17 protein-coding genes are annotated in these 20,608 nt (G+C 60.0%); 7 read left to right on the plus strand and 10 right to left on the minus strand.

What is annotated here, in order from left to right:
* Positions 1–456 precede the first annotated feature (456 nt).
* From KBF66_RS14170 to KBF66_RS14185, 4 genes are all read right to left on the minus strand, one after another.
* The gene (locus tag KBF66_RS14170) at positions 457–2,661 is read right to left on the minus strand and encodes a patatin-like phospholipase family protein (protein WP_296658194.1); all 2,205 of its coding nucleotides are present in this window, start codon (positions 2,659–2,661) and stop codon (positions 457–459) included.
* 36 nt (positions 2,662–2,697) lie between these two features.
* The gene (locus tag KBF66_RS14175; protein ID WP_296658197.1) at positions 2,698–2,913 is read right to left on the minus strand and encodes an SHOCT domain-containing protein; all 216 of its coding nucleotides are present in this window, start codon (positions 2,911–2,913) and stop codon (positions 2,698–2,700) included.
* Positions 2,914–2,924: 11 nt separating this feature from the next.
* Entirely contained in the window at positions 2,925–3,122 is a 198-nt protein-coding gene (locus KBF66_RS14180; protein WP_296658199.1) for a hypothetical protein, read from the minus strand.
* Between the two features lie 182 nt (positions 3,123–3,304).
* Positions 3,305–4,711 (minus strand): HD domain-containing protein, encoded by a 1,407-nt coding sequence (locus KBF66_RS14185; protein ID WP_296658201.1) that lies wholly within the window; start codon positions 4,709–4,711, stop codon positions 3,305–3,307.
* A 315-nt stretch (positions 4,712–5,026) separates the two neighbouring features.
* On the opposite strand from KBF66_RS14185, the gene KBF66_RS14190 reads away from it, so the two are divergent.
* From KBF66_RS14190 to KBF66_RS14200, 3 genes are read left to right on the plus strand one after another with little or no spacing between them, the layout of a single operon-like run.
* The gene (locus KBF66_RS14190) at positions 5,027–6,193 is read left to right on the plus strand and encodes an efflux RND transporter periplasmic adaptor subunit (protein WP_296658204.1); all 1,167 of its coding nucleotides are present in this window, start codon (positions 5,027–5,029) and stop codon (positions 6,191–6,193) included.
* A 9-nt stretch (positions 6,194–6,202) separates the two neighbouring features.
* Complete coding sequence (locus KBF66_RS14195) at positions 6,203–9,319, plus strand: multidrug efflux RND transporter permease subunit (RefSeq protein WP_296658206.1); 3,117 nt, start codon at positions 6,203–6,205, stop codon at positions 9,317–9,319.
* Positions 9,316–10,740: an efflux transporter outer membrane subunit gene (locus tag KBF66_RS14200; protein WP_296658209.1), complete on the plus strand. Its 1,425-nt coding sequence runs from the start codon at positions 9,316–9,318 to the stop codon at positions 10,738–10,740. Before KBF66_RS14195 ends, KBF66_RS14200 begins: the two co-directional genes overlap by 4 nt.
* A 150-nt stretch (positions 10,741–10,890) precedes the next feature.
* On the opposite strand, the gene KBF66_RS14205 is transcribed toward KBF66_RS14200, so the two are convergent.
* Positions 10,891–11,058 (minus strand): hypothetical protein, encoded by a 168-nt coding sequence (locus KBF66_RS14205; protein WP_296658212.1) that lies wholly within the window; start codon positions 11,056–11,058, stop codon positions 10,891–10,893.
* 116 nt (positions 11,059–11,174) lie between these two features.
* Here KBF66_RS14205 and gcvA point away from each other — a divergent pair, with 116 nt between their 5' ends.
* A complete protein-coding gene (gene gcvA, locus KBF66_RS14210) occupies positions 11,175–12,161 on the plus strand; it encodes a transcriptional regulator GcvA (protein ID WP_296658215.1) in 987 nt (328 codons plus the stop codon).
* A 379-nt stretch (positions 12,162–12,540) separates the two neighbouring features.
* On the opposite strand, the gene KBF66_RS14215 is transcribed toward gcvA, so the two are convergent.
* A complete protein-coding gene (locus KBF66_RS14215) occupies positions 12,541–14,700 on the minus strand; it encodes a mechanosensitive ion channel domain-containing protein (RefSeq protein WP_296658218.1) in 2,160 nt (719 codons plus the stop codon).
* 292 nt (positions 14,701–14,992) lie between these two features.
* Here KBF66_RS14215 and KBF66_RS14220 point away from each other — a divergent pair, with 292 nt between their 5' ends.
* The 3 genes from KBF66_RS14220 (at position 14,993) to KBF66_RS14230 (ending at position 18,403) form a co-directional block, all read left to right on the plus strand.
* Positions 14,993–16,396 (plus strand): aspartate ammonia-lyase, encoded by a 1,404-nt coding sequence (locus KBF66_RS14220; RefSeq protein WP_296658220.1) that lies wholly within the window; start codon positions 14,993–14,995, stop codon positions 16,394–16,396.
* Positions 16,397–16,495: 99 nt separating this feature from the next.
* Entirely contained in the window at positions 16,496–17,821 is a 1,326-nt protein-coding gene (locus KBF66_RS14225; protein WP_296658221.1) for an anaerobic C4-dicarboxylate transporter, read from the plus strand.
* A 12-nt stretch (positions 17,822–17,833) separates the two neighbouring features.
* On the plus strand, positions 17,834–18,403 hold the full coding sequence (locus KBF66_RS14230) for a hypothetical protein (protein ID WP_296658231.1): 570 nt from the start codon (positions 17,834–17,836) through the stop codon (positions 18,401–18,403).
* Between the two features lie 49 nt (positions 18,404–18,452).
* Here KBF66_RS14230 and KBF66_RS14235 read toward each other — a convergent pair whose 3' ends face one another.
* The 4 genes from KBF66_RS14235 to KBF66_RS14250 form a co-directional block, all read right to left on the minus strand.
* Positions 18,453–18,692 (minus strand): RNA-binding protein, encoded by a 240-nt coding sequence (locus KBF66_RS14235; RefSeq protein WP_296658234.1) that lies wholly within the window; start codon positions 18,690–18,692, stop codon positions 18,453–18,455.
* Positions 18,693–18,735: 43 nt separating this feature from the next.
* Entirely contained in the window at positions 18,736–19,071 is a 336-nt protein-coding gene (locus KBF66_RS14240; RefSeq protein WP_296658237.1) for an HdeA/HdeB family chaperone, read from the minus strand.
* A 28-nt stretch (positions 19,072–19,099) separates the two neighbouring features.
* Positions 19,100–19,477, minus strand: coding sequence for a hypothetical protein (locus KBF66_RS14245; protein WP_296658246.1), 378 nt, complete (start codon positions 19,475–19,477; stop codon positions 19,100–19,102).
* A 166-nt stretch (positions 19,478–19,643) separates the two neighbouring features.
* Positions 19,644–20,249 carry a hypothetical protein gene (locus tag KBF66_RS14250; RefSeq protein WP_296658254.1) on the minus strand — a complete coding sequence of 202 codons (606 nt, stop codon included), beginning with the start codon at positions 20,247–20,249 and terminating at the stop codon, positions 19,644–19,646.
* Positions 20,250–20,608 lie beyond the last annotated feature (359 nt).

Here is a 20,608-nt window from a genome sequence, read left to right on the forward strand (position 1 = left end):
AGCTCACCAGACCGTTAAATTCGACTCTTCACAGTGAAGAAAGCCACCAATGAACCAAAACTGTTGATAACTGGGCACTGTGCATAAGGGCACTTATGCAGAGATGTACATAAGTGCCCATTGCAGTTGTAGCCACTGGCCAAATCCTCGCCCGTAAGCAGCCATTCAAGCATTGGCCACTTCCTGCTGCCAACCTCAGCTAACTGGATTGACGATCTCCAAAGTGGTCGTCGCGAGTTGTCCAACATGTAGAGCTCCACAATGGCCACAAGAAAAGATTCATAGATGGCCGGTTAACGGCTCTGTTCCATCCTAATGCGCGCTAGGATGGATATCGATAGGGACTCCCTTACCGTCAGATGACGCGGGGACACGCTCGTGGACTGAAATCCCCCAACTTAGCAGCAGAACTGCTTATCTCTGAAGACAAGTAGGTTTTGGCGTGCAGATTGAGAATCAAGGTCGCCCCAAGTAAACATAAAGCGTGCGATTTCCACCCGGGGCCATCCCCAGTGCCAGAAACGCCGGCCCCAGCGCGGTCGATGCCCCTAAGAACAGCGCAGAGCCCGTCCGTTGCATGCGAGCCTGGGCACTGCCGACCGGGTCATCAATTCGCGCCACCTCCAGTGACACGCCAGCAAACAAGCCGTTGCCAAAAGGCTGTGGCAAGGGCAGCAAACGCCGGTAGTAGGCTGCGGCGCCTTGCAACACCTCACGCCCCAGAAACTGCCCGGGCTGGTAGCCCGACAGGTTGAACAGTCCACCCACTCCGACCACATCGGCCAAACTGTCGGTGCCGGCGTTGATGCGGGTCCAGCGTGTCGACAGTCGCAGCGTATGGTCACCATGGGTGAATGCGATCACCCCATCGACACCCCAGCGCTGGTAACGCGAGCCATCCGATGACGGCGTATGCGCTGAGAATGCCTCCACATTCACCGCACTGCCACTGCGCGGAAAATCCGGGTCGTCAAGTTGGTCATACAGGCCACGCAGTCGCCAGCCCTGCAAGCGTGTCTGGCTGGCTGCGATCTGCGTCAAACCCACATTGGGCGAAACCGTCAGATCGGATTGCAACCAGGCCAGGCGCACATCGCCCAGGCGTCCCTGCAGGCCCACCCCCAGTTCGAAGTCCGAGCGGCGCAACGAAAACTCACCTACCGCCTCATCACCCAGGTACACGGTGCGGGGCTCTTGTGAAACCTGCAGCCGTGGCTGAACATAGGCCACGCTACCCACCCCCAAGGGCTGAAACCACTCCGTGCTGACACTGCGCGTCTTGCCCAGACGCACCACACTGAGCCACTCCGCGCCCCAGGTGTTCATCCAGCGTTTGCTCAGTGCGGCTTGCAACACAAAGTCGCTATGGCCGGCCGAGTCGGTAATGCCCGAGAAGCCCAGTTGCAAATAGTTGGGGCCGACGTTGCTTTCCTGCGGGTCGATCTGAAGCTGGTAGCCGCTGTTTGCCGGGCGAAGGGCATAACCGATCAGCGAAAAATCGCCGCTACCCGTCCATTGTCGAATCTTGCGATGCAAGCCGGCGGTATCCACCTCGCCTGTACCGGCGGTGGATGCGCTGTCGGGCATGGAGAAGTAGGCTGGATCAACATATTGGGTCTCACCTACCGTCAGGCTGCCGACCAAGGGTGCCTTGGGCCGGCGCGCAGCCCGTGCGGCCTGCCATTGTGCGTAGTCTGTCTCGCTCAAGGCCAGAGTTTTTAGTGCTGTTGATGCCGTCAGGGCAGCGGCCTCACCAGCGGGTATACCCTTTGTGCCACTGGCAAAGTCCAAGGGGCTGATGTCGGAGAGTTCCGGCGTGATCAGGATGTCATGCGGCGTCAAGGCTGCCATCGACGCGCGAATGTTCTGCTCCATCTGAATGCTGATCACCTGCAGCGCCACACTGAACACGCCAGAAATTTCATCGGATTTCAGCAACGGTGTGCCCACATTGACAGCAATCACGGTGTCGGCACACAGCGTTCGTACCGACTCAACGGGCAGGTTCTGTGTCAGACCACCATCCACCAACTGGGCAGCACCTTGACGCACCGGCGCAAACGCACCCGGCACGGCCATGCTGGCGCGCACCGTGTCGACCAGGCTGCCGCTTGGGGGCAGCACGCGTGCCCCCGTGACCAGGTCGGTGGTGACCGCTCGAAAAGGGATCGGCAATTGGTCAAATGACGCCCAGTCGGTGGAACTGCCCAGAAACTCGTGCAAAAACAGCGAGATTTTCTGTCCCGCCAACACGCCAGGGCCAGCTTTGAGTCCCTGGGCATCGACCCCGAACGTCACCCCAATGGGTTCGGCACCGGCGCGGGCTTTGCGCCGCAGCGGCACCTCGGTGCGTGAGGGTTTGTCATCAAAAATGTCGGTTTCCCAATCGACCTGGTTCAGACGCGACTCGATCTCTTGCGGCGACCAGCCCAGGGCATATGCCGCGCCAACTGCCGAGCCGGCACTGGTGCCCACCACACAGTCTACCGGCACACGCAGTTCTTCGAGCACTTTGAGCACACCGACATGGGAAAAACCTCGCGCACCGCCGCCTGAGAGGGCCAGCCCGATCTGTGGTCGGGGAGCGGCCAGTACCGCGCTGCACAGCGCACCATACAGCAGGCCAAGCAAGATAAGCAGTGGCCTCAGATACCTCGTCATTTTGATGACGCCAAACACCCGTGGCAAAGCAGGGAGTCAATAGGGGCGATTGAGCAGGACTTTGCGCACCGACTCGTATTCACGCTCGGTGATGGCGCCCTCGTTCAAGGCGCGCTGCAGGTCGGTCAGTTCCTGACCCTTGGAGATGCTGGTGGACTCGTGCACGGTGACATTGCTGCGGCTACTGCTGCAACCACTCGTCACCAAGGTGCCAAAGACCAGTGCGGCGCAGCAAACAATCAGTTTCTTCATGGGCCACTCCTTTATTTGACGTTGTTGATGAGCCGTGCGCGCTGCTGGTCGTACTCGGCGGTGCTGAGTGCACCACTGGTGTACGCTTTTTTGAGGTCGATCAGTTGTTGGCCGACCGTCAGCTCCAGTGGTGCGCGAACCACTTCGTTGCTGCTGCACGCGACAACGCCAAACACCAGGACTGCAACGGGCAGTACTTTCTTCAACATGGGGTTTCTCCTGAGAACACTGCGGGACGAGCTGTACCAGCCCGTGCGTCCAAGTGTGCTTTGACGTCACGCCGAGCTGGGTCGTTTTTGCCCAATTTGGGCGAATTCAGCAGGAACCTATAGCTCCAAGGCCTTTCGCGAACCAATGTGCAACCGGCAGGGCAGTGCGCTGATTGACTTCGTTACTTGGCAGGCGCGACCGATGCGATGTGGCGCTCTTCAATCCCCCGCGCCAGTTCGCGTGCTATCCGCGCAATCTGGGCCCAGTCGCTGGCCACGATGTCCTGCGTATGAGCCAGGTTGTTGCGCAGCGACTGCAGCTCCTGCATGCCCTGCTTGGCCGCATTTCGGCTGGCAAATGCAAACATGCGCGGAAAATCCGGGTCGTTCAACAAAATGGTGCTCTTGTCACCCAGTTGCAAACAGTCGAGCAACTGGCACTGCTGCCCCAGGCGCTTGCGTTCATCAAGAAGCGTCTGCGCGGTACGCAAACGCGCGGGTGACAGCATCGGCTTCCACTTCTCTTGTGGAAACAAACGCTTGATGCGCTGCGTCAACGTCATTTCAATCAGCGTCACAATGCCAAACAGCCACATCCGAACCATGGGGTGCTGCATGTCCTGGCGGTTGATTAACCCGCATGGCGCGCCAAACGCCTCTACCACGCAGACGTCCTGACGGGTCAGCACCTCGATGACATCGGGTAGCGGTGCGTTTGCATCCACCACCTGACCAGCCCGAAAAGGCCGCGGGCGCGGCGGGTCGGGCACATCGGCCAGATCTTCGAGCAGCACCAGCCCAGCACATTGCCCCTGGTTCTGCAGCAGAGCCACCGCAACGCCACGACGCTCCAGAACCGTTTTTATGCTTTGCTGTGACTGTAAGGCGTCAAAAGCCAAGGCCGCTACGGCAATGTCACTGGCAGTGAACACCTGGGCAAAACGGCGTGTCACGCGCTGACCGTCCCGTGTCGGGTCGTCGTTGGCAGAGTTGCTGGCATCGTCAGCTTTAGCGCCTTCGGCTGTAGCCGGACTTTGCTCGGTCAAAGCCACCCCTAACCGAGTGGCCTCGCGGGTCCATAACGCCCAGGCGCGGCGGTAGAGCGGCTCGCTGCCTTCACCGAGCACATTGAGCAACAGCGCCATTTCCTGCAGGTAGGTGCGACCAAAACGTGGGTCATGCCGGCAAATGTCGCGGCAGTTGTCCATCAAGTCGGCCAGTTTGATGGTTTTGGCTTCGGGTGCTGCATCCATCAGGTGCCGGCGGTCGATGGCCCGTCGTACCGCGCGGTTGCCGTCACCGGGCCGGCTGACGTCGGTCAGATCGCTCACCAGGGACGCCACCCGCTCGCCAAATTCCCGCCGAAGGTCACCGATCGTCAGCTCGGTATCTTCGACCAGATCGTGCAGCCACGCCGCAGCGAGGACCTCAGGGTCGTCGGTCGCACTGCTGACCAGCGCGGCCACACCTTTCAGATGGACTTCGTAGGGTTGATTACTGTATTTGCGGCGGTGGTCAATGCGCCGGTGCGCCTGACTGGCAAACGCCCGGGCGCGGGCGACAAGGTCTTGTGGATCATTAGTCTTCATAGATTTTGAGCATAGCAGCCAAGACTTTCGGGCCATGGCATAGAAACGACTCTGATCGCTATCGCTGCACGTCAAGCCGCCCAAAATGGGTCAAAACGACCGCCAGCTGAGCCTGGCATCGGTATGCTCAATTGTTGGCCAAGGGCAACCATCACGCCACTTCCGGCTTGGGCAAGTGTTGCTCTACAACCAGTCTTTTGACGCAAAAGGTCTAGTCCGTGGTTTGGTGATGTGTCTTTTGCCTGAGGTGCGCCGGCTCTCGATTTGCTGAATTTGTGGTGCCGACTGGCCCAAATATCTTTGAAGGAATTAACTATGCCCTGTCTGTTCGAGCCGCGTACGCATTGGCTGATCTTGCCACTGGTGGCGCTTGCCCTGTCGGCCTGTGACAAGGCACCCGAGAAACCTGTGCCGCCACCGCCCGAAGTCGTGGTGCAAAGCATCGTTTCACGCGACACCCCGCTGTCGATGGACATCGTCTCCGAGCTCAAGGCATTCCGCGAAGTCGAGCTTCGCCCCCGCGTCAGCGGCCTGGTTACCAAACAGTATTTTCAGCCCGGCCAAAAAGTCAAGGAAGGCGAGCTGATGTTCAGCATCGACCCGCGCCCCTATGACGAGGCCATCATCGATGCACAAGCCAAACTGGCTGAATCCGAGGCGGTGCTGGCCCGGGCGCGCCAGGACGTTGAGCGCTACAAGCCGCTGCTGCCTGACAACGCCATCCCGCGCCAGACTTACGACCAGGCCGAAGCCTTTGCCAAGCAGAACGAGGCTATCGTGCAGGCGCGCCGTGCCGGGCTGGAGAAAACGCGACTGGACCGCTCGTATGCTGAAGTGCGCTCGCCCCTGTCCGGGCAGGTGGGGCTGCAAAAGGTCGAGGTGGGCGGTCTGGCCACCAGTGGTCAGACCGTTTTGGCAACCGTGTCCACAGTGGACCCGATTGCCAGCTATTTCAGCATTCCGGAAACCACCTACCTGCAGGCCGCCCGCGGCAAACTCAACGACAAAAACCATCCGGATGCACCGATCCAGTTGGTACTGGCCGACGGCAGCATTTACAAACTTCCCGGGCGAATTGACTTTGCCGAACGCGCACTTGACTCCGCCACCGGTACCCTGACCCTGCGGGCGATTTTCCCCAACCCGAATGGACTGCTGCGCCCAGGCATGAACACCCGCATGCGCATCGTGTATGAAGTGGCGCAAAACGCCTTGTTGGTGCCACAACGGGCGGTCACGGAAATGCTGGGCAAAACCTTTTTGACGATGGTGGTTGACGGTGAAAAAATCGAACAGCGTGCCGTCAAGACCGGAGCACGCCTGGGTGACCAATGGGTCATCACCGAAGGCATCAAGGCTGGCGAGCGCATCGTGATCGACGGATTGCAAAAAGCGCGCCCGGGCATGGTCGTGAAAGCCGTTGCGGCGCCGGCAGCACAGGTAGCACCGGCGGTCGCCGCGGCCTCGGCAACCAAGTCCTAAGGGGTCAGCATGGCCAAATTTTTTATTGACCGGCCGGTCTTTGCCATTGTGTCGGCCATTGTGCTGGTACTCGCTGGCCTGATCGCCGGGCTGAATCTGCCCATTGCCCAATACCCCCAGATCACCTTGCCCAACGTGGTGGTGTCGGCTTTTTACCCAGGCGCCAGCGCCGATGTGGTTGAACAGGCGATTGCCCAGCCGATTGAAGAACAGGTCAATGGCGTGCAGGGCATGCAGTACATGAGCTCCAAGTCGGCCGGCAACGGCGCATATTCACTGAACGTGACCTTCGGTCTGGACGTTGACCCCGACATGGCGGCGGTGCAGGTGCAAAACCGGGTGGCGCAAGCCAACGCCAGCCTGCCGGGCGAGGTAATCAGTGGCGGCGTCACCACCAGCAAACAAACCCCCGATACCCTGATGTATGTGGCGCTGGTGTCGCCCAAGGGCAGCTACGACGATCTGTTTTTGGCCAACTACGCCAACATCAATGTGGTGGAGGCGATCAAGCGCGTCAAGGGAGTCGGCAATGTGCAGCTGTTTGGGGCGGCGTTTGGCATGCGGCTGTGGCTCAACCCGGAGCGTATGGCGTCGCTGGGCGTCACACCGGGTGATTTGACACAAGCCATTCAGGAGCAAAACCGACAGGCACCCGCCGGTCAGGTGGGGCAGTTGCCAGCGCCGGCGTCACAGCAGTTTCAGTATGGGGTGCAGGTGCGTGGCCGCCTGAGCGAGGCCGCAGAGTTTGAAAACATCATCGTGCGTGCCCAGCCCAACGGCTCGTTTGTTCGGGTCAAAGATGTGGCGCGGGTTGAGCTCGGCGCCAAAGACTACATCTTTCAGGGCAAGCTCAATGGCCGGCCCACCGCGGCGTTTTCCATCAGCCTCACCCCCGACGCCAGCGCACTTGAAACCGCTGACCTGGTGAAAAAACAGCTCAACGCGTTGACGCAGAGCTTTCCGGCAGACATGACCTACGACATCGTGATGGACAACACCCTGTTCGTCAAGGCATCGCTGCAAGAGGTGGTCAACACCTTCATGGAGGCACTGGTGCTGGTGCTGGTCGTGGTTTTCCTGTTTTTGCAGAGCTGGCGCGCCACGCTGATTCCGCTGCTGGCGGTGCCGGTGTCGCTGATCGGCACCTTTGCGGCCTTTACCCTGATGGGCTTCACCATCAACACCCTGACCCTGTTTGGCATGGTGCTGGCCATCGGCATTGTGGTGGACGATGCGATTGTGGTGGTCGAAGCCGTGGAGCACCACATGGCGCACGGCCTGAGTGCGCGTGACGCCACCATCAAGGCGATGCAGGAGGTGTCTGGCCCGGTGATCGCGATTGCGCTGATTTTGTCTGCCGTGTTTGTGCCGGTGGCTTTTCTGGGTGGCATTTCCGGGGTGATGTACAAGCAGTTTGCCATCACCGTGGCAGTGTCCACCGTGCTGTCGGCTTTTGTGGCCCTGACACTGACCCCCGCGCTGTGCGCCCTGTTGCTGCAGACCAAAACCAAAAGCGACGGTGTGGTGCAGCGCTTTTACGACGGCTTCAACCGCCAGTTTGACCGCATCACCAACGGCTACGGACGGGGTGTGCAGACCATGATTCGCCGATCCGCCCTGGCCCTGCTGACGCTGGCCATCCTGATCTTTGTGGCATTCGGGCTGATGTCCAAGGTGCCCGGGGGGTTTGTGCCCTCGGAAGATCAGGGTTATTTCTTTGGTTCCATCCAGTTACCGGCGGCGGCATCGCTGAACCGGACCACTGCCGTGGCCGACAAGGTCGATGCCGTGCTGGCCAACATCCCTGGTGTTGACAAACGGCTCATCATCAGTGGCTACAGCATGCTCAATGGCGTCAGCCAGTCTGATGCTGCACTGGTGGTGGTCACGCTCAAGTCCTGGGAAGAACGCAAGTCTGAAGGCGAGTCGCTCAAAACCATTCTGTCCACGGCCTTTCGGCAACTGGGTGCTATTCCCGAGGCATCTTCGCTGGTATTCAACCCGCCACCCATTCCCGGACTAGGTTCAACCGGCGGGTTCTCGTTCAAGCTGCAAGACCGCGCGGGCGCCACGCCGCAAGAGCTGGCCAAGACGGCCGCTGACTTTATTGCCGCCGCGCGGCAGCGCCCCGAAATTGGCAGTCTGTATTCGACCTTTGACCCGCGCACACCGGCGTTCCGTCTGGATGTAGACCGCGAAAAAGCCAAGAAACTCGGTGTGCCGATCTCGGAGGTCCTGAGCGCCTTGCAAACCTTTCTGGGCGGCGCCAACGTCAACGACTTCAGCCGTTTTGGCCGCACCTACAAGGTCACCATGCAGGCCGAGCCCGAGTACCGCAGCGACATCCAGGGCACCGACCGGTTTTATGTGCGCAGCAGCGACGGCAAGATGATTCCGCTGTCGTCGCTGGTCACGCGCGTGCCCATCAGCGCGCCACTGGTCACGCAGCGCTACAACCTGTACCGCACTGCCGAACTGGGAGGCGACGCCGCGCCGGGTTACAGCTCGGGCGATGCCATCCGGGCCATGGAAGAAGTGGCCGCCACGGCCTTGCCGGCCGGTTATGGCTTTGAGTGGTCGGGCATCAGCCTGCAAGAAAAAGAATCTGCCGGCAAGGCGCCGATGGTGTTTGGCATGGCGATCATTTTTGTCTTCCTGTTTCTGGCCGCCCTGTACGAGAGCTGGTCTGTGCCATTTGCGGTGCTGTTTGCCGTGCCGCTGGGCCTGTTTGGTGCCATGACCGGGCTGTGGTTGACCGGCCTCACGAATAACCTGTACGCGCAGATTGGCCTGATCCTGCTGATTGGTCTGGCGGCCAAAAACGCCATTTTGATCGTGGAGTTTGCCAAGATGAAGCGCGAGGAGGGTCAGGACGTGGTCACAGCCGCCCTGGGCGCGGCCAAACTGCGCCTGCGACCGATCATCATGACCTCGCTGGCGTTTATCCTGGGTGTGGTGCCGCTGATCATTGCCTCTGGAGCCGGTGCGGCGGCACGGGTTTCGATGGGCGTGACGGTGTTCTCGGGCATGCTGGCGGCTACGGTGCTGGCCATTTTTGTGGTGCCGGTTCTGTTTGTGACCGTCGAGCGCGTTGTTACCCGTTTTTCCAGGAAAGCCAAGCCATGAAGCGCCACACTCTCCTGACCAGTGCCGTGGCGCTTGCTGCTTTAAGTGGCTGTGCGCTTGGCCCCGACTACCAGCGCCCTGACGTTGACTTGCCCGCCAGCTACCGTGGCAGTCCGGCCACACCCAGTGACGCAGCGGGTAAAACACCCGCGTTTTCCGAGCAGGACTGGCGCCAGGTGTTCACTGATCCCAACCTGCAAAAGCTCATTGATGAGGCTTTGAACGCCGGGCCCGACGCGCTGCTGGCCGCCGAGCGCCTGCGCGAAGCCCAGGCGTTGGCCGGTGTTGCGCAGGCGCCAGTGTTTCCGCAGGTGTCGGCATCGCTCAACACCTCGCCCACGGTGCGCGCGTCAGGCGACACGGTCACCTCAAGCTTTATGGGCGGTGTCGGCATTTCGTGGGAGATCGACCTGTGGGGCCGCTACCGGCGCGGTGACGAGGCCGCCCGCGCCGAACTGCTGGCCAGCGCCGAGGCCCAGCAAGGTGTGCGCGCATCGCTGATTGCCGGGGTGGCCCGCACTTACTGCCAGTTGGTCACGCTGCGCGACACGCTGGCCGTGACGCAAAGCGCTGCGCAAACCCAAGAACAAGTGTTACGCCTCATCAAGCGGCTGTCGGCCAGTGGTGTGTCGTCGGCTGCCGAAGAGCGCCAGCAGGAGTCGGTGCTGGCCACCACCCAGGCGCGCCTGCCCACGCTGCGGCGCCAGATCAACGAGACCGAGAACGCCCTGTCCTTGCTGCTGGGGCGTCACCCTGGGGCGTTTAGCACCAGCGCTGGCCTGAGCCTGAACCTGCCGCAGCAGATTCCGGTGGGCCTGCCGTCCACATTGCTGGAGCGGCGCCCCGACATCCGCCAGGCAGAAGCGCGCCTGGTGGCTGCCAATGCGCGTGTTGGCGAGGCGCGGGCCATGTTCTTCCCGACCCTGTCGCTGACGGCCATGTTGGGCGGTGTCAGCACCCAGTTGTCAGACGTGCTGGGTGGTGGCGCGCCCACGGTGGCCTCGTTGGGTCCGAATGTGCTGCTGCCGCTGTTTGACGGCCGACGCCTGACGTTCAACCAGGATGCCGCCATGGCCCGCATGGCACAGGCGCTGGTCAGCTACCGCAAAACCATTCTGGGCGCTTTGGGGGAGGTGGCCAACGGGCTGACCGCCTATGACACCAGCACCGAGCTGGTGGGCATTCAGCGCCAGCGCGTGGCGATTGCGCGTGAGGCCATGCGCCTGGCTGAGCTACGCTTTCGCGCCGGCACTGCCGGGTTCATTGAAGTGCTGGATGCCCAACGCCAGTTGCTGTCCACCGAGACCGAACAGGCGCAAACCGTGCTGGACCAGCGCACCGCGCTGATCGGGCTTTATCTGGCGCTGGGTGGTGGTTGGAATGCGGTGGATGTGGATGCCTCAAAACACCAAAAACAATAGCTTTCTTCGCTTTATTTAAATGGGCTAAGAGGCGATTCATTGAGATTTATGGCACGCACCTGAAGCCGCCGGAATCGCCGCGGTGAGCGGTTTTGTTGGAGCGCCCACGGACCCCGGGCACCCTGTGGCACCGTCAACGCGAATCAGCGTTTAATGGTGGGCAAGGCGGCTATGCTTTTGCGGCTGGTGATGGGAAAGGCGGATCAGCAGCTGCTTTAGATGGTTCCAACCCAGCGCGAGTATTTCACCCATGGCGTCCGAGCGCATTTGGTTTGCTTGGCGAATATGGGCTTGAATGTCGAGGTAGGTGTATTCCATGATCGTGGTTCCTTTGCTGAATGAGCCCCCTTTTGAGGGAATGGTTGGACGATAATCTGCATGTTGCATTGCAGCAAACGATCAATTCTCATGCAACAAGCGAGAAAAACTCATCCATGCCTTATCGCTTGCCGCCACTGAACGCCTTGCGTGCCTTTGAGGTGGCTGCGCGTCACCTCAGTTTCAAGAAGGCGGCTGCAGAGTTGTCGGTGACACCCACTGCTGTCAGCCATCAGATCAAGTCACTTGAGGATTTTCTGGGTTTGACGCTGTTTCACCGACTGACACGTGCCTTGGAACTCACGCCGCATGGTCTGGCCATGCTGCCCAAGGTGCGCGAGGGCTTGGCGTGTTTTGCCGAGGCGGTGGAAAATGCCCACGAACAGCCCGTTGATGGCCGTCTGTTTGTGGTTTTGCCGCCCTCGTTTGCGACCCGCTGGCTGGTGCCACGGTTACGCGGGTTTTCCGAGTCCGCGCCTTCACTGAACCTGCATATCATTCGGGCACTCAACACCATCGACGGTGATCAGGAGGCAGTTGGTACGGCGTTTCAGCAGGCTGGCATGCGGCAGGACGACTCTGTGGTGGTGATCCGTTATGGCGCGGGGTCGTACCCCGGTTTTCATGTGGATCGTATTTTTGGTGCCGACTACATTGCAGTCTGCAGTCCAAAGCTGCTTGAATCAGACCCGCCGCTGCAAACTCCAGACGACATGCGGTTTCAAGTGCTCTTGCATGACGATGCAACCACCCGGGTGCACTCGGGCCTGAGCTGGGAAGAGTGGTTCAGGCTGGCTGGCGTCAGCGGCGTCGATAGCAGCGCAGGGCCGCATTTCAGCGATTCTGGGTTGGTCTACGTGGCTGCACTGGACGGGTTGGGTGTGGCATTGGCATCCAAGCCGTTGGTGGCCAAGGCCATTGAACAGGGTCGACTGGTGGCACCTTTCGATATTGCGGTTGGCCAGCATTTTGCCTACTACCTGGTGATCTCCGAAGAAATTTTCGAGCGACCCGCGGTCGCGGCCTTTCGTCACTGGCTGTTAGAGGAGTCACGGTCAGAAGCGCCTGCGCAGCCAAATCCCTGGCCGGACCAGACACATTGATCAAGACGGATCGGCGATTCAGCCGGATGACAGGGTCACACCCCATCATGACCAATGGCATCAACGCGAGTTGCGCTCAAGCAGGAGCTGAAATGGGCTGGCCGGGCGATTTGCTCCCGGGGGTGGACTTGCGCCTAGGGTGGGCGTGCCCCGACGCTTCCTGGTGGAGGGCTCCAGCCGGGTGGCCGAAGTGGGGGCGCGCAGGTCTGACCGGGTTCTTATTGCGGTCGGCCATGTGGAAGTGGGCTTGCGCACTGGGAATCCGGATGCGCCTGGCCTGAAGAGTTCAACCGCTTGGTGGTTGGGTTGTTTGCCCGGCTGAACTTTGCCCCTTTCCAGGAGGCGGAACACAACATGCCGACATGGCCGATTGCCAGCCCTACAGAGCCGGTGTGCAATGAACTTTTATTGGCTGCGCAACCTGCAGATGCACATCGCGCTGCGGAAACGGAATGTTCAGCCCGGCCTTGCTCAGTGCAGCCTCGACGGCCAAGCGCAAATCGCTTTCGATCTCGGGTCCGGTGCGCGGGCGGCTGTGAGCAATCCAGAAGTTCAGGCGAAATAGCAGACTGTCGGCGGCAAAGTCTTCGAGCAGGACAGCCGCGGGCGGGTCTGCCAGCACCATCGGGTGTTCCTGGGCGCACTGTTGAATCAACGCAATCGTCAACGCGGTGTCGGACCCGTAGGCAACACCCACGGTGATCGAGCGGCGCAGCGCTGGCTCCCCAAAGCTCCAACTGCTGACCTGCTGCTCCAACAAGAATGAATTGGGCACGATGGACATCACACCGTCAAAGCCGCGCACGGTGCTGGCGCGCAAGTCCACGGCGGTCACCGTGCCGCTGATGCCGCCGATGGTGACCACATCGCCCACCCGCACCTTGCGCTCAAACAAAATGATGGCGCCGCTGATCAGGTTCTTGATCACGTTTTGTGCGCCAAAACCAAAACCGATGGCGAGTGCACCGCCCAAAAATGCAAACAGGGTCAGGGGCACGCGTGCCATGCGCAGCACAACCAAAAACACCACAATGACCAGCAGCGACATCACCCAGCGGTCGAGTACCCGCGCCAGGGCCTCGGACATGCCGGCCCGACGCACCAGTTGCCGACTCACCAGGCGCGCCAGTGCGCTGACTACCCAGTAACCCAGCAAAAAAAGCACAACCACACCAATGCTTTTGCCCACCGTCACGCCATAGTCCACCGTGACAGTCTGCCCGTTGACTTGCGACGACTCGGTGGCACTGAACAGCTCGAACTGCCAGATGCGCGTCAAACCTTGGGACACCACCGCACCCGCGTGGCTTACCCATCCTGCCAGACCGAGCTGTTGCGCCGACAGGTTCAAATCCTCACGCGAACGCGTCAACAACACGCGCACGCGCGCCAGTTGCTCGCGCTTTTGCTCTTGCAAGTCAAGGAGTTCGCTCAGATCGGCCAGTAGCTTGGCGTCCACAGGTTCCGCCGCAGCGGTGACGCTACCCATCTGGCGCGTGGTGTAAGACCGCTGCTCGGCCAGCAACAGATCGCGCAGCTCTTCCTCGGCACGCAGGCGAGTTGCAATCTGGGTCAGCGCTGCATCCAGCACCTGCGCGGATTTGGCGGCCTGTTGCGGGTCCGCCGCCGCAGCCAGTGCCTGCTGACGGTACTCCCACACTTGCTGCTTGCCACGGGCTAAGGCGCGCAGCTCCAGCAACGCCCGCACCCGGGCCTGGTAAGCCAGCGTTTGGGATGGGTAGCTTTCACGCAAGCGCCCGGATTCGAGCCGGCTCAGGGTTTGGGCGGCCTGCAGCCGGCGACTCTCCCAACGGCTGGCAGCGGCCTCGGTTTGCTCACGAATCAGCGCCAGGTCCTGCTCTTTAAGTTGCTGGTGCGGTCGCACACGCTCAATTTCCTGATCCATCAACGTCAACGGTTCGTTCCAGGCATCACGGCCCAGCCGGGCGGCAGTACGCGCCTGCACCGCCTGCGCCACTTGCAACTCGGCCTGCAACTGCTGAACCCGGGCAAGCTCCAATGCAATCGTCAGCGCAACATCGGGGGCCTCTGCCGGCGCACGCGCCACTCGCTCCTGTCGCAAGCGGAGCATTTCGCCCGCTTTTTTGAGCTGTGCCAGGGCCTGCACCACTTCTTCTTCCTGCAAAGCCAGTGCATTGCCCAGGGTGCGCTGCTGAGCCGCGCCATGATCTCGCTGATCGCGCAAAGCATCCACGTCGAGCATGGAAAACGGCGCGGGTTTGCCAGCAGTGACAAGCGCCGGGATTTCGGCACTTGCCACACCGGGCCCGGGCTCGGTTTTGCTCTGCTGGATATAGCGGCCAAGCTGCTCAATCAAGCGCTCAGCGGTGCGGCGCAACTCGTCATAGGCCGGGTCGGGAAGATCACGCCACTGCGTATAAGACTGCTGCAGGCTGCTCAGTCTTTGAGGCCAATCTTCGGCAGCAGGCTCGGGCGCGCTTGCCGCTGCTACCGGTGCGCCACCCAGTACATGCGGCAGCCCGGGCACCTGGCTGAAGGCGTGGGAAGCGCTAAACACCAATACAAATAATATAGCTGCTTGCGCTTTATAAATAAGGGCTGAAAGCATATTCTGTACAAATTTCTGGTTGGTCTGGTACCAATGCAGGTGGGGTGAAGGTTCCGGTGGCCCGCTTGCTTGTGGCGTGCGCTGTAAAGCCTCGGCAAACATAGCAGCCCAGGCTCAGGTTGACGCCCTGTAGTGTCGACCCGGCTTGGGGTGCATCACGGCTTTTGGCCCAAATTGGGTTGTCCGCGTCAACGCGCTTCGCCAGCTTCCTAGAATTTCCTGAAACAACCAAGAGACTGACATGACCTACCGAACCGAAAAGGATTTTCTGGGCGAGAAGCAATTACCCGACAACGCTTATTACGGTGTCCAGACCTTGCGTGGCAAGGAAAACTTTCACATCACCGGCATCCCGATGTCCACCGAGCCGACCTTTGTCAAAGCCTTTGGTTATGTAAAAAAAGCCGCAGCATTGGCCAACCGCGACCTGGGGGTGTTGGACCCGACGGTGGCCAATGCCATTGCCAGTGCCTGTGATCGCCTGATTGCCGGCGAGATGGCTGACCAGTTCGTCACCGACTTTATCCAGGGTGGCGCTGGCACCTCGACCAACATGAACGCCAATGAAGTCATCGCCAACCTGGCGCTGGAGCTACTCGGCTACAAAAAGGGTGAATACCAATACGTCAACCCCAATGACCATGTGAATTTTGGCCAATCCACCAACGACGTGTACCCCACCGCGTTCAGGCTGGCGCTGATCATGCGGCTGGAAAGCTACATGGACGCGTTAGGTCGGCTGCAGGCTGCCTTCTTTGCCAAGGGTCGCGAGTTTGACCGGGTGCTGAAAATGGGCCGCACCCACCTGCAGGATGCCGTGCCCATGTCACTCGGCCAGGAGTTTCACGGCTGGGGCACCACCATGGGCGAAGAAGTCCAGCGCATTGCCGAGGTACGCCAGTTTTTGCACGAGATCAACCTGGGGGCCACCGCCATAGGCACCACGGTCACTGCGGCCCCCGGCTACCCGCAACTGGCCACCCAATACCTGTCAGAGCTGACTGGCCTGACCTTTATTTTGGCCGGTGACCTGATCGAAGCCACCTCAGACACCGGCGCGTATGTGTTGCTGTCGGGTGTGCTCAAACGTACCTCGGCCAAGCTGACCAAGATCTGCAACGACATCCGCCTGCTGGCCTCGGGGCCGCGTTGTGGCTTTAATGAAATCAACCTGCCGCAAATGCAGCCGGGCAGTTCCATCATGCCGGGCAAGGTCAACCCGGTGATTCCGGAGGTGGTCAACCAGACCGGTTTTCTGGTGATTGGCCTGGACCTGACCGTGACGCTGGCGGCCTCGGCCGGGCAGTTGCAGCTCAACGTGATGGAGCCGGTGATCACCTTTGCGCTGTTCACCTCGATTGCAACCATGGAAAACGCGGTCAACAGCCTGAATGTCAACTGCATTCAGGGCATCACCGCCAACGCAGAACACACCAAGGACATGGTGCTTAACTCACTGGGCATCATCACTGTCCTCAAGCCAACGCTGGGCTACAAGCAATGCGCCGAAATTGCACGTGAAGGCTACGAGAGCGGCAAGTCACTGCACCAGATTGTGGTGATCGAGCGCCAGTTGATGACGCAACAGCACTGGGACGAGGTGTTCTCGTTCGAGAACCTGATCAGCCCAAAGTTTGAACAATGATCGCTTGACGAAGGCGGGGCTGCGCCATCCACTGGCTTTCATGGCCGCTGCCCCCCAGACATGAAAACCATTTCACGTTAACCGAAAGAGGTAACCAAAATGACAGTCGCCATTGTTTTGCAGTTTGCCGTGGTGCTGGGTGCGATCTGGATGGGCGCACGGTCTTCCGGTATTGGTTTGGGTTTGTGGGGTGCGGTGGGCCTTGTGGTGCTGGTGGGTGCTTTTGGCATCAGCCCGACCTCGCCCCCTGTGGATGTGATGCTGATCATCCTGGCGGTCATCATGGCCGCTTCGGTGATGGAGGCCGCAGGCGGCATCGACTTTTTGGTGCGGATTGCCGAGCGGATCATCCGCGCCAACCCCAAGTATGTGACGATTGTGGCGCCGCTGACCACCTGGACCTTCAGCTTTGTGGCCGGTACCGGGCACATTGTTTATCCGCTGCTGCCGGTGATTTATGAGACGGCGCACCGCAGCGGCATCCGTCCCGAGCGGCCCATGGCGGTGGCCACCATTGCCTCCCAGCAGGCCATCACCGCCAGCCCGGTCGCTGCGGCCACAGCCGCCATGATTGGCCTGTTTGCCGAAAAGGGTCTGGCTGAATGGGGTTTGCGCGAGATTTTGCTGGTGTGTGTACCGGCCACGCTGGTGGGTGTGCTGGCTGCGGCTTTGGTCTCAATGGTGCTGGGCAAAGAGCTCAAGGATGATGCCGAGTACCAGGCGCGCCTGGCCGCTGGTGAGGTGCCCGCACCCCAACCTATCACCGAGCGAGCACCGCTCAAGCCCACAGCCAAACTCTCCGCCATGGTTTTTTTGGCTGGTGTGGCGCTGGTGGTGCTGTTTGGATTTTTCCCCGAGTTGCGCATGCTGCCGGGTGCCAAGGGGCCGCTGTCCATGCCGATCATCATCGAGATCCTGATGATGTCTGTGGCGGCCATCATGTTGCTGGTGACCCGCGTCAATGTAGATGATGTGCCCAAGACGGCCACGCTACGGGCCGGTGTGGTGGCAGTGATTGGCATCTTTGGCCTGGCCTGGTTGGGTGACAGCTTTATCGCTGCCAACAAGGACGTGATCGTGCCAGCGATTGGTGACTGGGCCAAAGTGGCACCCTGGACTTTTGCCTTTGGCTTGTTTTTTGCCTCGGTGCTGCTGTACAGCCAGGCGGCCACCACCCGGGCGCTGATGCCGCTGGGTGTGGCACTGGGCATTCCGCCGCAGTTTTTGATTGCCATGTTTCCGTCAGTCAACGGCTACTTCTTCATCCCCACCTACGGCAGCCTGATTGCGGCAATCAACTTCGATCTGTCTGGCACCACCCGAATTGGGCGTTATGTGCTCAATCACTCGTTCATGATTCCGGGGCTGGTGGCGACTTCGGTGTCTGTGGCCACCGGTTTGGCGATTGCCAAGATGATTTTTTGACAAGGACATCTTATGAAACATTGGATGGCATCCACCCTCATTGCCTCTGCTCTTCTTGTCAGTGCCGCATCAGCACAAGCTGTCGCGACGATTCCCGCACTGATTGTGGGAGAAGGTGTCAGCGCCGAGGCTGTGGTTCAGGCGATCGACCTGAAAAAACGCCTGGTCACACTCCGGCTCGAGGACGGTTGGAACACCACGGTCAAGGTTGGGCCTGAAGTCCGCAATCTAGACCAAGTGAAGGTTGGCGACCGCCTGAAGTCTGAGTATTCCGATACCCTGACGGTCAAGGTCCGCAGGACTGCGGGCCTTCGCAGCACCGAGGTAGAAAACAAGCTTGATCGGGCGGCCTTGGGCCAGAAGCCAGCGGCGACCGCCACGCGCAAGGTGCATTTTGTGGCTGACGTTGTCAAAGTGGACAAAGAGGCAGGCACGATGACGGTCAAGGGCGCCAAAGGCAACAGTTTTGAGGTGAAGGTCGCCAGAGCCAAAGTGCTCGGCAAGATCAAAGTGGGCGACCAGGTGGAAGGCACGTTTAAGCAAGTGGTCTCAATTGGCGTGTTGCCTCCAGCTGTCATGTAAGACGCCGACAGACCTGCCGCAAACCCGCGCCAGGCCCAGCCTTTTTTGATCAGTCGTGAAGCATGACGCGTGCGTGAATGAAACGGTCGATGTGGTAAATGCCATCGATGCGACGGGCGACCTCGGTGCCCTCGGCAACACCCATCGCCATCTCGACCACGGCCCAGGGTTGGTCAGGATCACCGTCCCGCACCGCCTGAATATTGATCACATGCCCAAACTTTGACATCCTTTCACGCAGGGTGTCGACATCAAAATCGCGCTGCAGGCCGCTCAACAGGATTTTCATGGGGTTCTTTCAAGGGCGTTTAGGAAAAGACATGGCATGAGCTTCAATTCCCACGGATTTTGTCGAAGAGCGGCAAAAGTTTGTCATTTGGCCGGTCAATACACTGGTCAATGACCTTGTCGGTTTCTTGCGCCAGTTGCTGCGCCGGCAACAGCGTCTGGCCGCGCTTGCCACTGATGTACCCATGCAAATACAGAATGGTGAACGATCGCTCTTCACCGCCCAGGCGAAGCAAGGTACGACAGTCAAGTTCGTCGATGCCCACCTGCTTTGGGGTTGGTGGGTTGGCGGCAGCTCTGTCCTGAGCCAGTGCCATAGGCGCGGCGAGGGCCGCCGCAGCCATGAGGGCCCATAGGCCGGATTTTCGGGTTTCAATCATGCTTTCAATCTCCAGTAAAAAAGAGGGTTTAGCGACGCCAGCCACGCATGCAGTCGTCGTAGGCGCGTCGGTAGGCGTCTTCGCGGTCCGCGTTGTTGCGGGCGCCGTTGGCGATCAGGCCCAGGGCTGCGCCGGCGGCAGCACCGCGCCCGGCACCTCGCCCTCCGCCAACGATGCCACCAAATATCGCACCGCCCACAGCGCCTCTGGCCGCGCCACTCAGCGCGCCTGCGCCTGGTGGCGCATACCGATGAGATTGCTCTCGGGCATAAAAATGACAGTCTTCAGAATGACCGTGACGGTATCGGTCCCTGTCGTAACGTGGCTGTGCAAATGCGGCAGTTGCGCACAGCAAAAGCAGCATGGCAACACTGGTGGGGGGACCCACCATGCTGAATCTATTCATGGTCAACCTCTTGAACACCTGCCCACTGCAGGCGCGGCAAATGCTCTCACGCCAACAACATGAAACTGGTCGATCTGACCCATTTTGAGCAGGTCTTCAGGCAGGGTACGCGTGAGGCTGACGGCATCTCACGATGCCGTCGCTTTTCGATGGCAGGAGGGTTATCTCAGGCCCTGGCGTGCACTTCAGGCGCATCCACAGACGGCTTGGCCGTAGCGGCTGCGCTGGCGCGAGCATCTGCGTCGCGCAGGGCGGCCATGATTTCATCGGCTACCGCCAGCAGGCGCATCACGCTCTCGCGGGTGAAATCTCGCAAGTCAGGGTCAACGCGCGCCGTCGTGACGGCCCAGCCCTTGGGCACTTTGCGAATGTATTGGGCTTTTTCAAGTTGAGCCAATTTACGCCGGGCAGTTTCGCGCGGGATGCCGGTGATCACCGTAATATCGCGCAGACGAAGCGGTTTGATCTGACTTTCATCGGTGACAGCCCTGCCGCGTTCGGACAAGATGGCGCTTGGCAGTAACCCTGGCGGCATGAGATGCGCGACGCCCTGATGGGCCAGCACCCCCCAGATCAACATCGCTTCATAGTCGTTTTGAGTCAATATCCGCCCAACCCGCAGCATGTGGTCGATCAGGTATCGGTTGGTGGCATAAGCCACGATACCAAAGGCACCGTTGTAGGCCGCATCAAAATTCTTCAGTTGGCGCAGCTCTGCAATTCGCTGGTGGTTGCTTGCTTGCATCGGTGCCAGGATGGGAGTCTTGTGCATGGCAACAAGTGGTTAGTGGTCAGATTGATTGGTCAACGATGGTAATCAGCAGGGATAACGCAGTTACCCCTATTTAACCCTAGATTCAGGACAAATGCTTTTGCCACATTGCGCAAACGGGTTCGTGTTGCATCCTGCCAGAACCTACAACCGTCTTCTGGATTCAGGTTTCGTTGCTAGGGATTACGTATATGGCACTTGTCGCCGTGATAGCACCACAAGCGACGAAATCAAGGTAATGTCCCAGGTAGTGGTGTAAGTTATTGACCGAACTGCAAGGCGCGAAGGGCGTAGCCCGAAGCGGCTTGCAGTTCGGTGGGGCCATCTGTTTTGGGGTGGCCATTGTGAGTTCCGGATAA

Source organism: Rhodoferax sp., assembly GCF_018063565.1.
In the GTDB taxonomy this organism is placed as follows: Bacteria; Pseudomonadota; Gammaproteobacteria; order Burkholderiales; family Burkholderiaceae_C; genus Rhodoferax.

Coding starts and splice junctions, on each gene's coding strand:
- KBF66_RS14205 (WP_296658212.1), bottom strand. CDS start 11,058: ATGGAATACACCTACCTCGACATTCAAGCCCATATTCGCCAAGCAAAC.
- KBF66_RS14240 (WP_296658237.1), bottom strand. CDS start 19,071: ATGATTGAAACCCGAAAATCCGGCCTATGGGCCCTCATGGCTGCGGCG.
- KBF66_RS14190 (WP_296658204.1), top strand. CDS start 5,027: ATGCCCTGTCTGTTCGAGCCGCGTACGCATTGGCTGATCTTGCCACTG.
- KBF66_RS14245 (WP_296658246.1), bottom strand. CDS start 19,477: ATGAATAGATTCAGCATGGTGGGTCCCCCCACCAGTGTTGCCATGCTG.
- KBF66_RS14185 (WP_296658201.1), bottom strand. CDS start 4,711: ATGAAGACTAATGATCCACAAGACCTTGTCGCCCGCGCCCGGGCGTTT.
- gcvA (WP_296658215.1), top strand. CDS start 11,175: ATGCCTTATCGCTTGCCGCCACTGAACGCCTTGCGTGCCTTTGAGGTG.
- KBF66_RS14230 (WP_296658231.1), top strand. CDS start 17,834: ATGAAACATTGGATGGCATCCACCCTCATTGCCTCTGCTCTTCTTGTC.
- KBF66_RS14250 (WP_296658254.1), bottom strand. CDS start 20,249: ATGCACAAGACTCCCATCCTGGCACCGATGCAAGCAAGCAACCACCAG.
- KBF66_RS14180 (WP_296658199.1), bottom strand. CDS start 3,122: ATGTTGAAGAAAGTACTGCCCGTTGCAGTCCTGGTGTTTGGCGTTGTC.
- KBF66_RS14170 (WP_296658194.1), bottom strand. CDS start 2,661: ATGACGAGGTATCTGAGGCCACTGCTTATCTTGCTTGGCCTGCTGTAT.
- KBF66_RS14220 (WP_296658220.1), top strand. CDS start 14,993: ATGACCTACCGAACCGAAAAGGATTTTCTGGGCGAGAAGCAATTACCC.
- KBF66_RS14175 (WP_296658197.1), bottom strand. CDS start 2,913: ATGAAGAAACTGATTGTTTGCTGCGCCGCACTGGTCTTTGGCACCTTG.
- KBF66_RS14195 (WP_296658206.1), top strand. CDS start 6,203: ATGGCCAAATTTTTTATTGACCGGCCGGTCTTTGCCATTGTGTCGGCC.
- KBF66_RS14235 (WP_296658234.1), bottom strand. CDS start 18,692: ATGAAAATCCTGTTGAGCGGCCTGCAGCGCGATTTTGATGTCGACACC.
- KBF66_RS14225 (WP_296658221.1), top strand. CDS start 16,496: ATGACAGTCGCCATTGTTTTGCAGTTTGCCGTGGTGCTGGGTGCGATC.
- KBF66_RS14200 (WP_296658209.1), top strand. CDS start 9,316: ATGAAGCGCCACACTCTCCTGACCAGTGCCGTGGCGCTTGCTGCTTTA.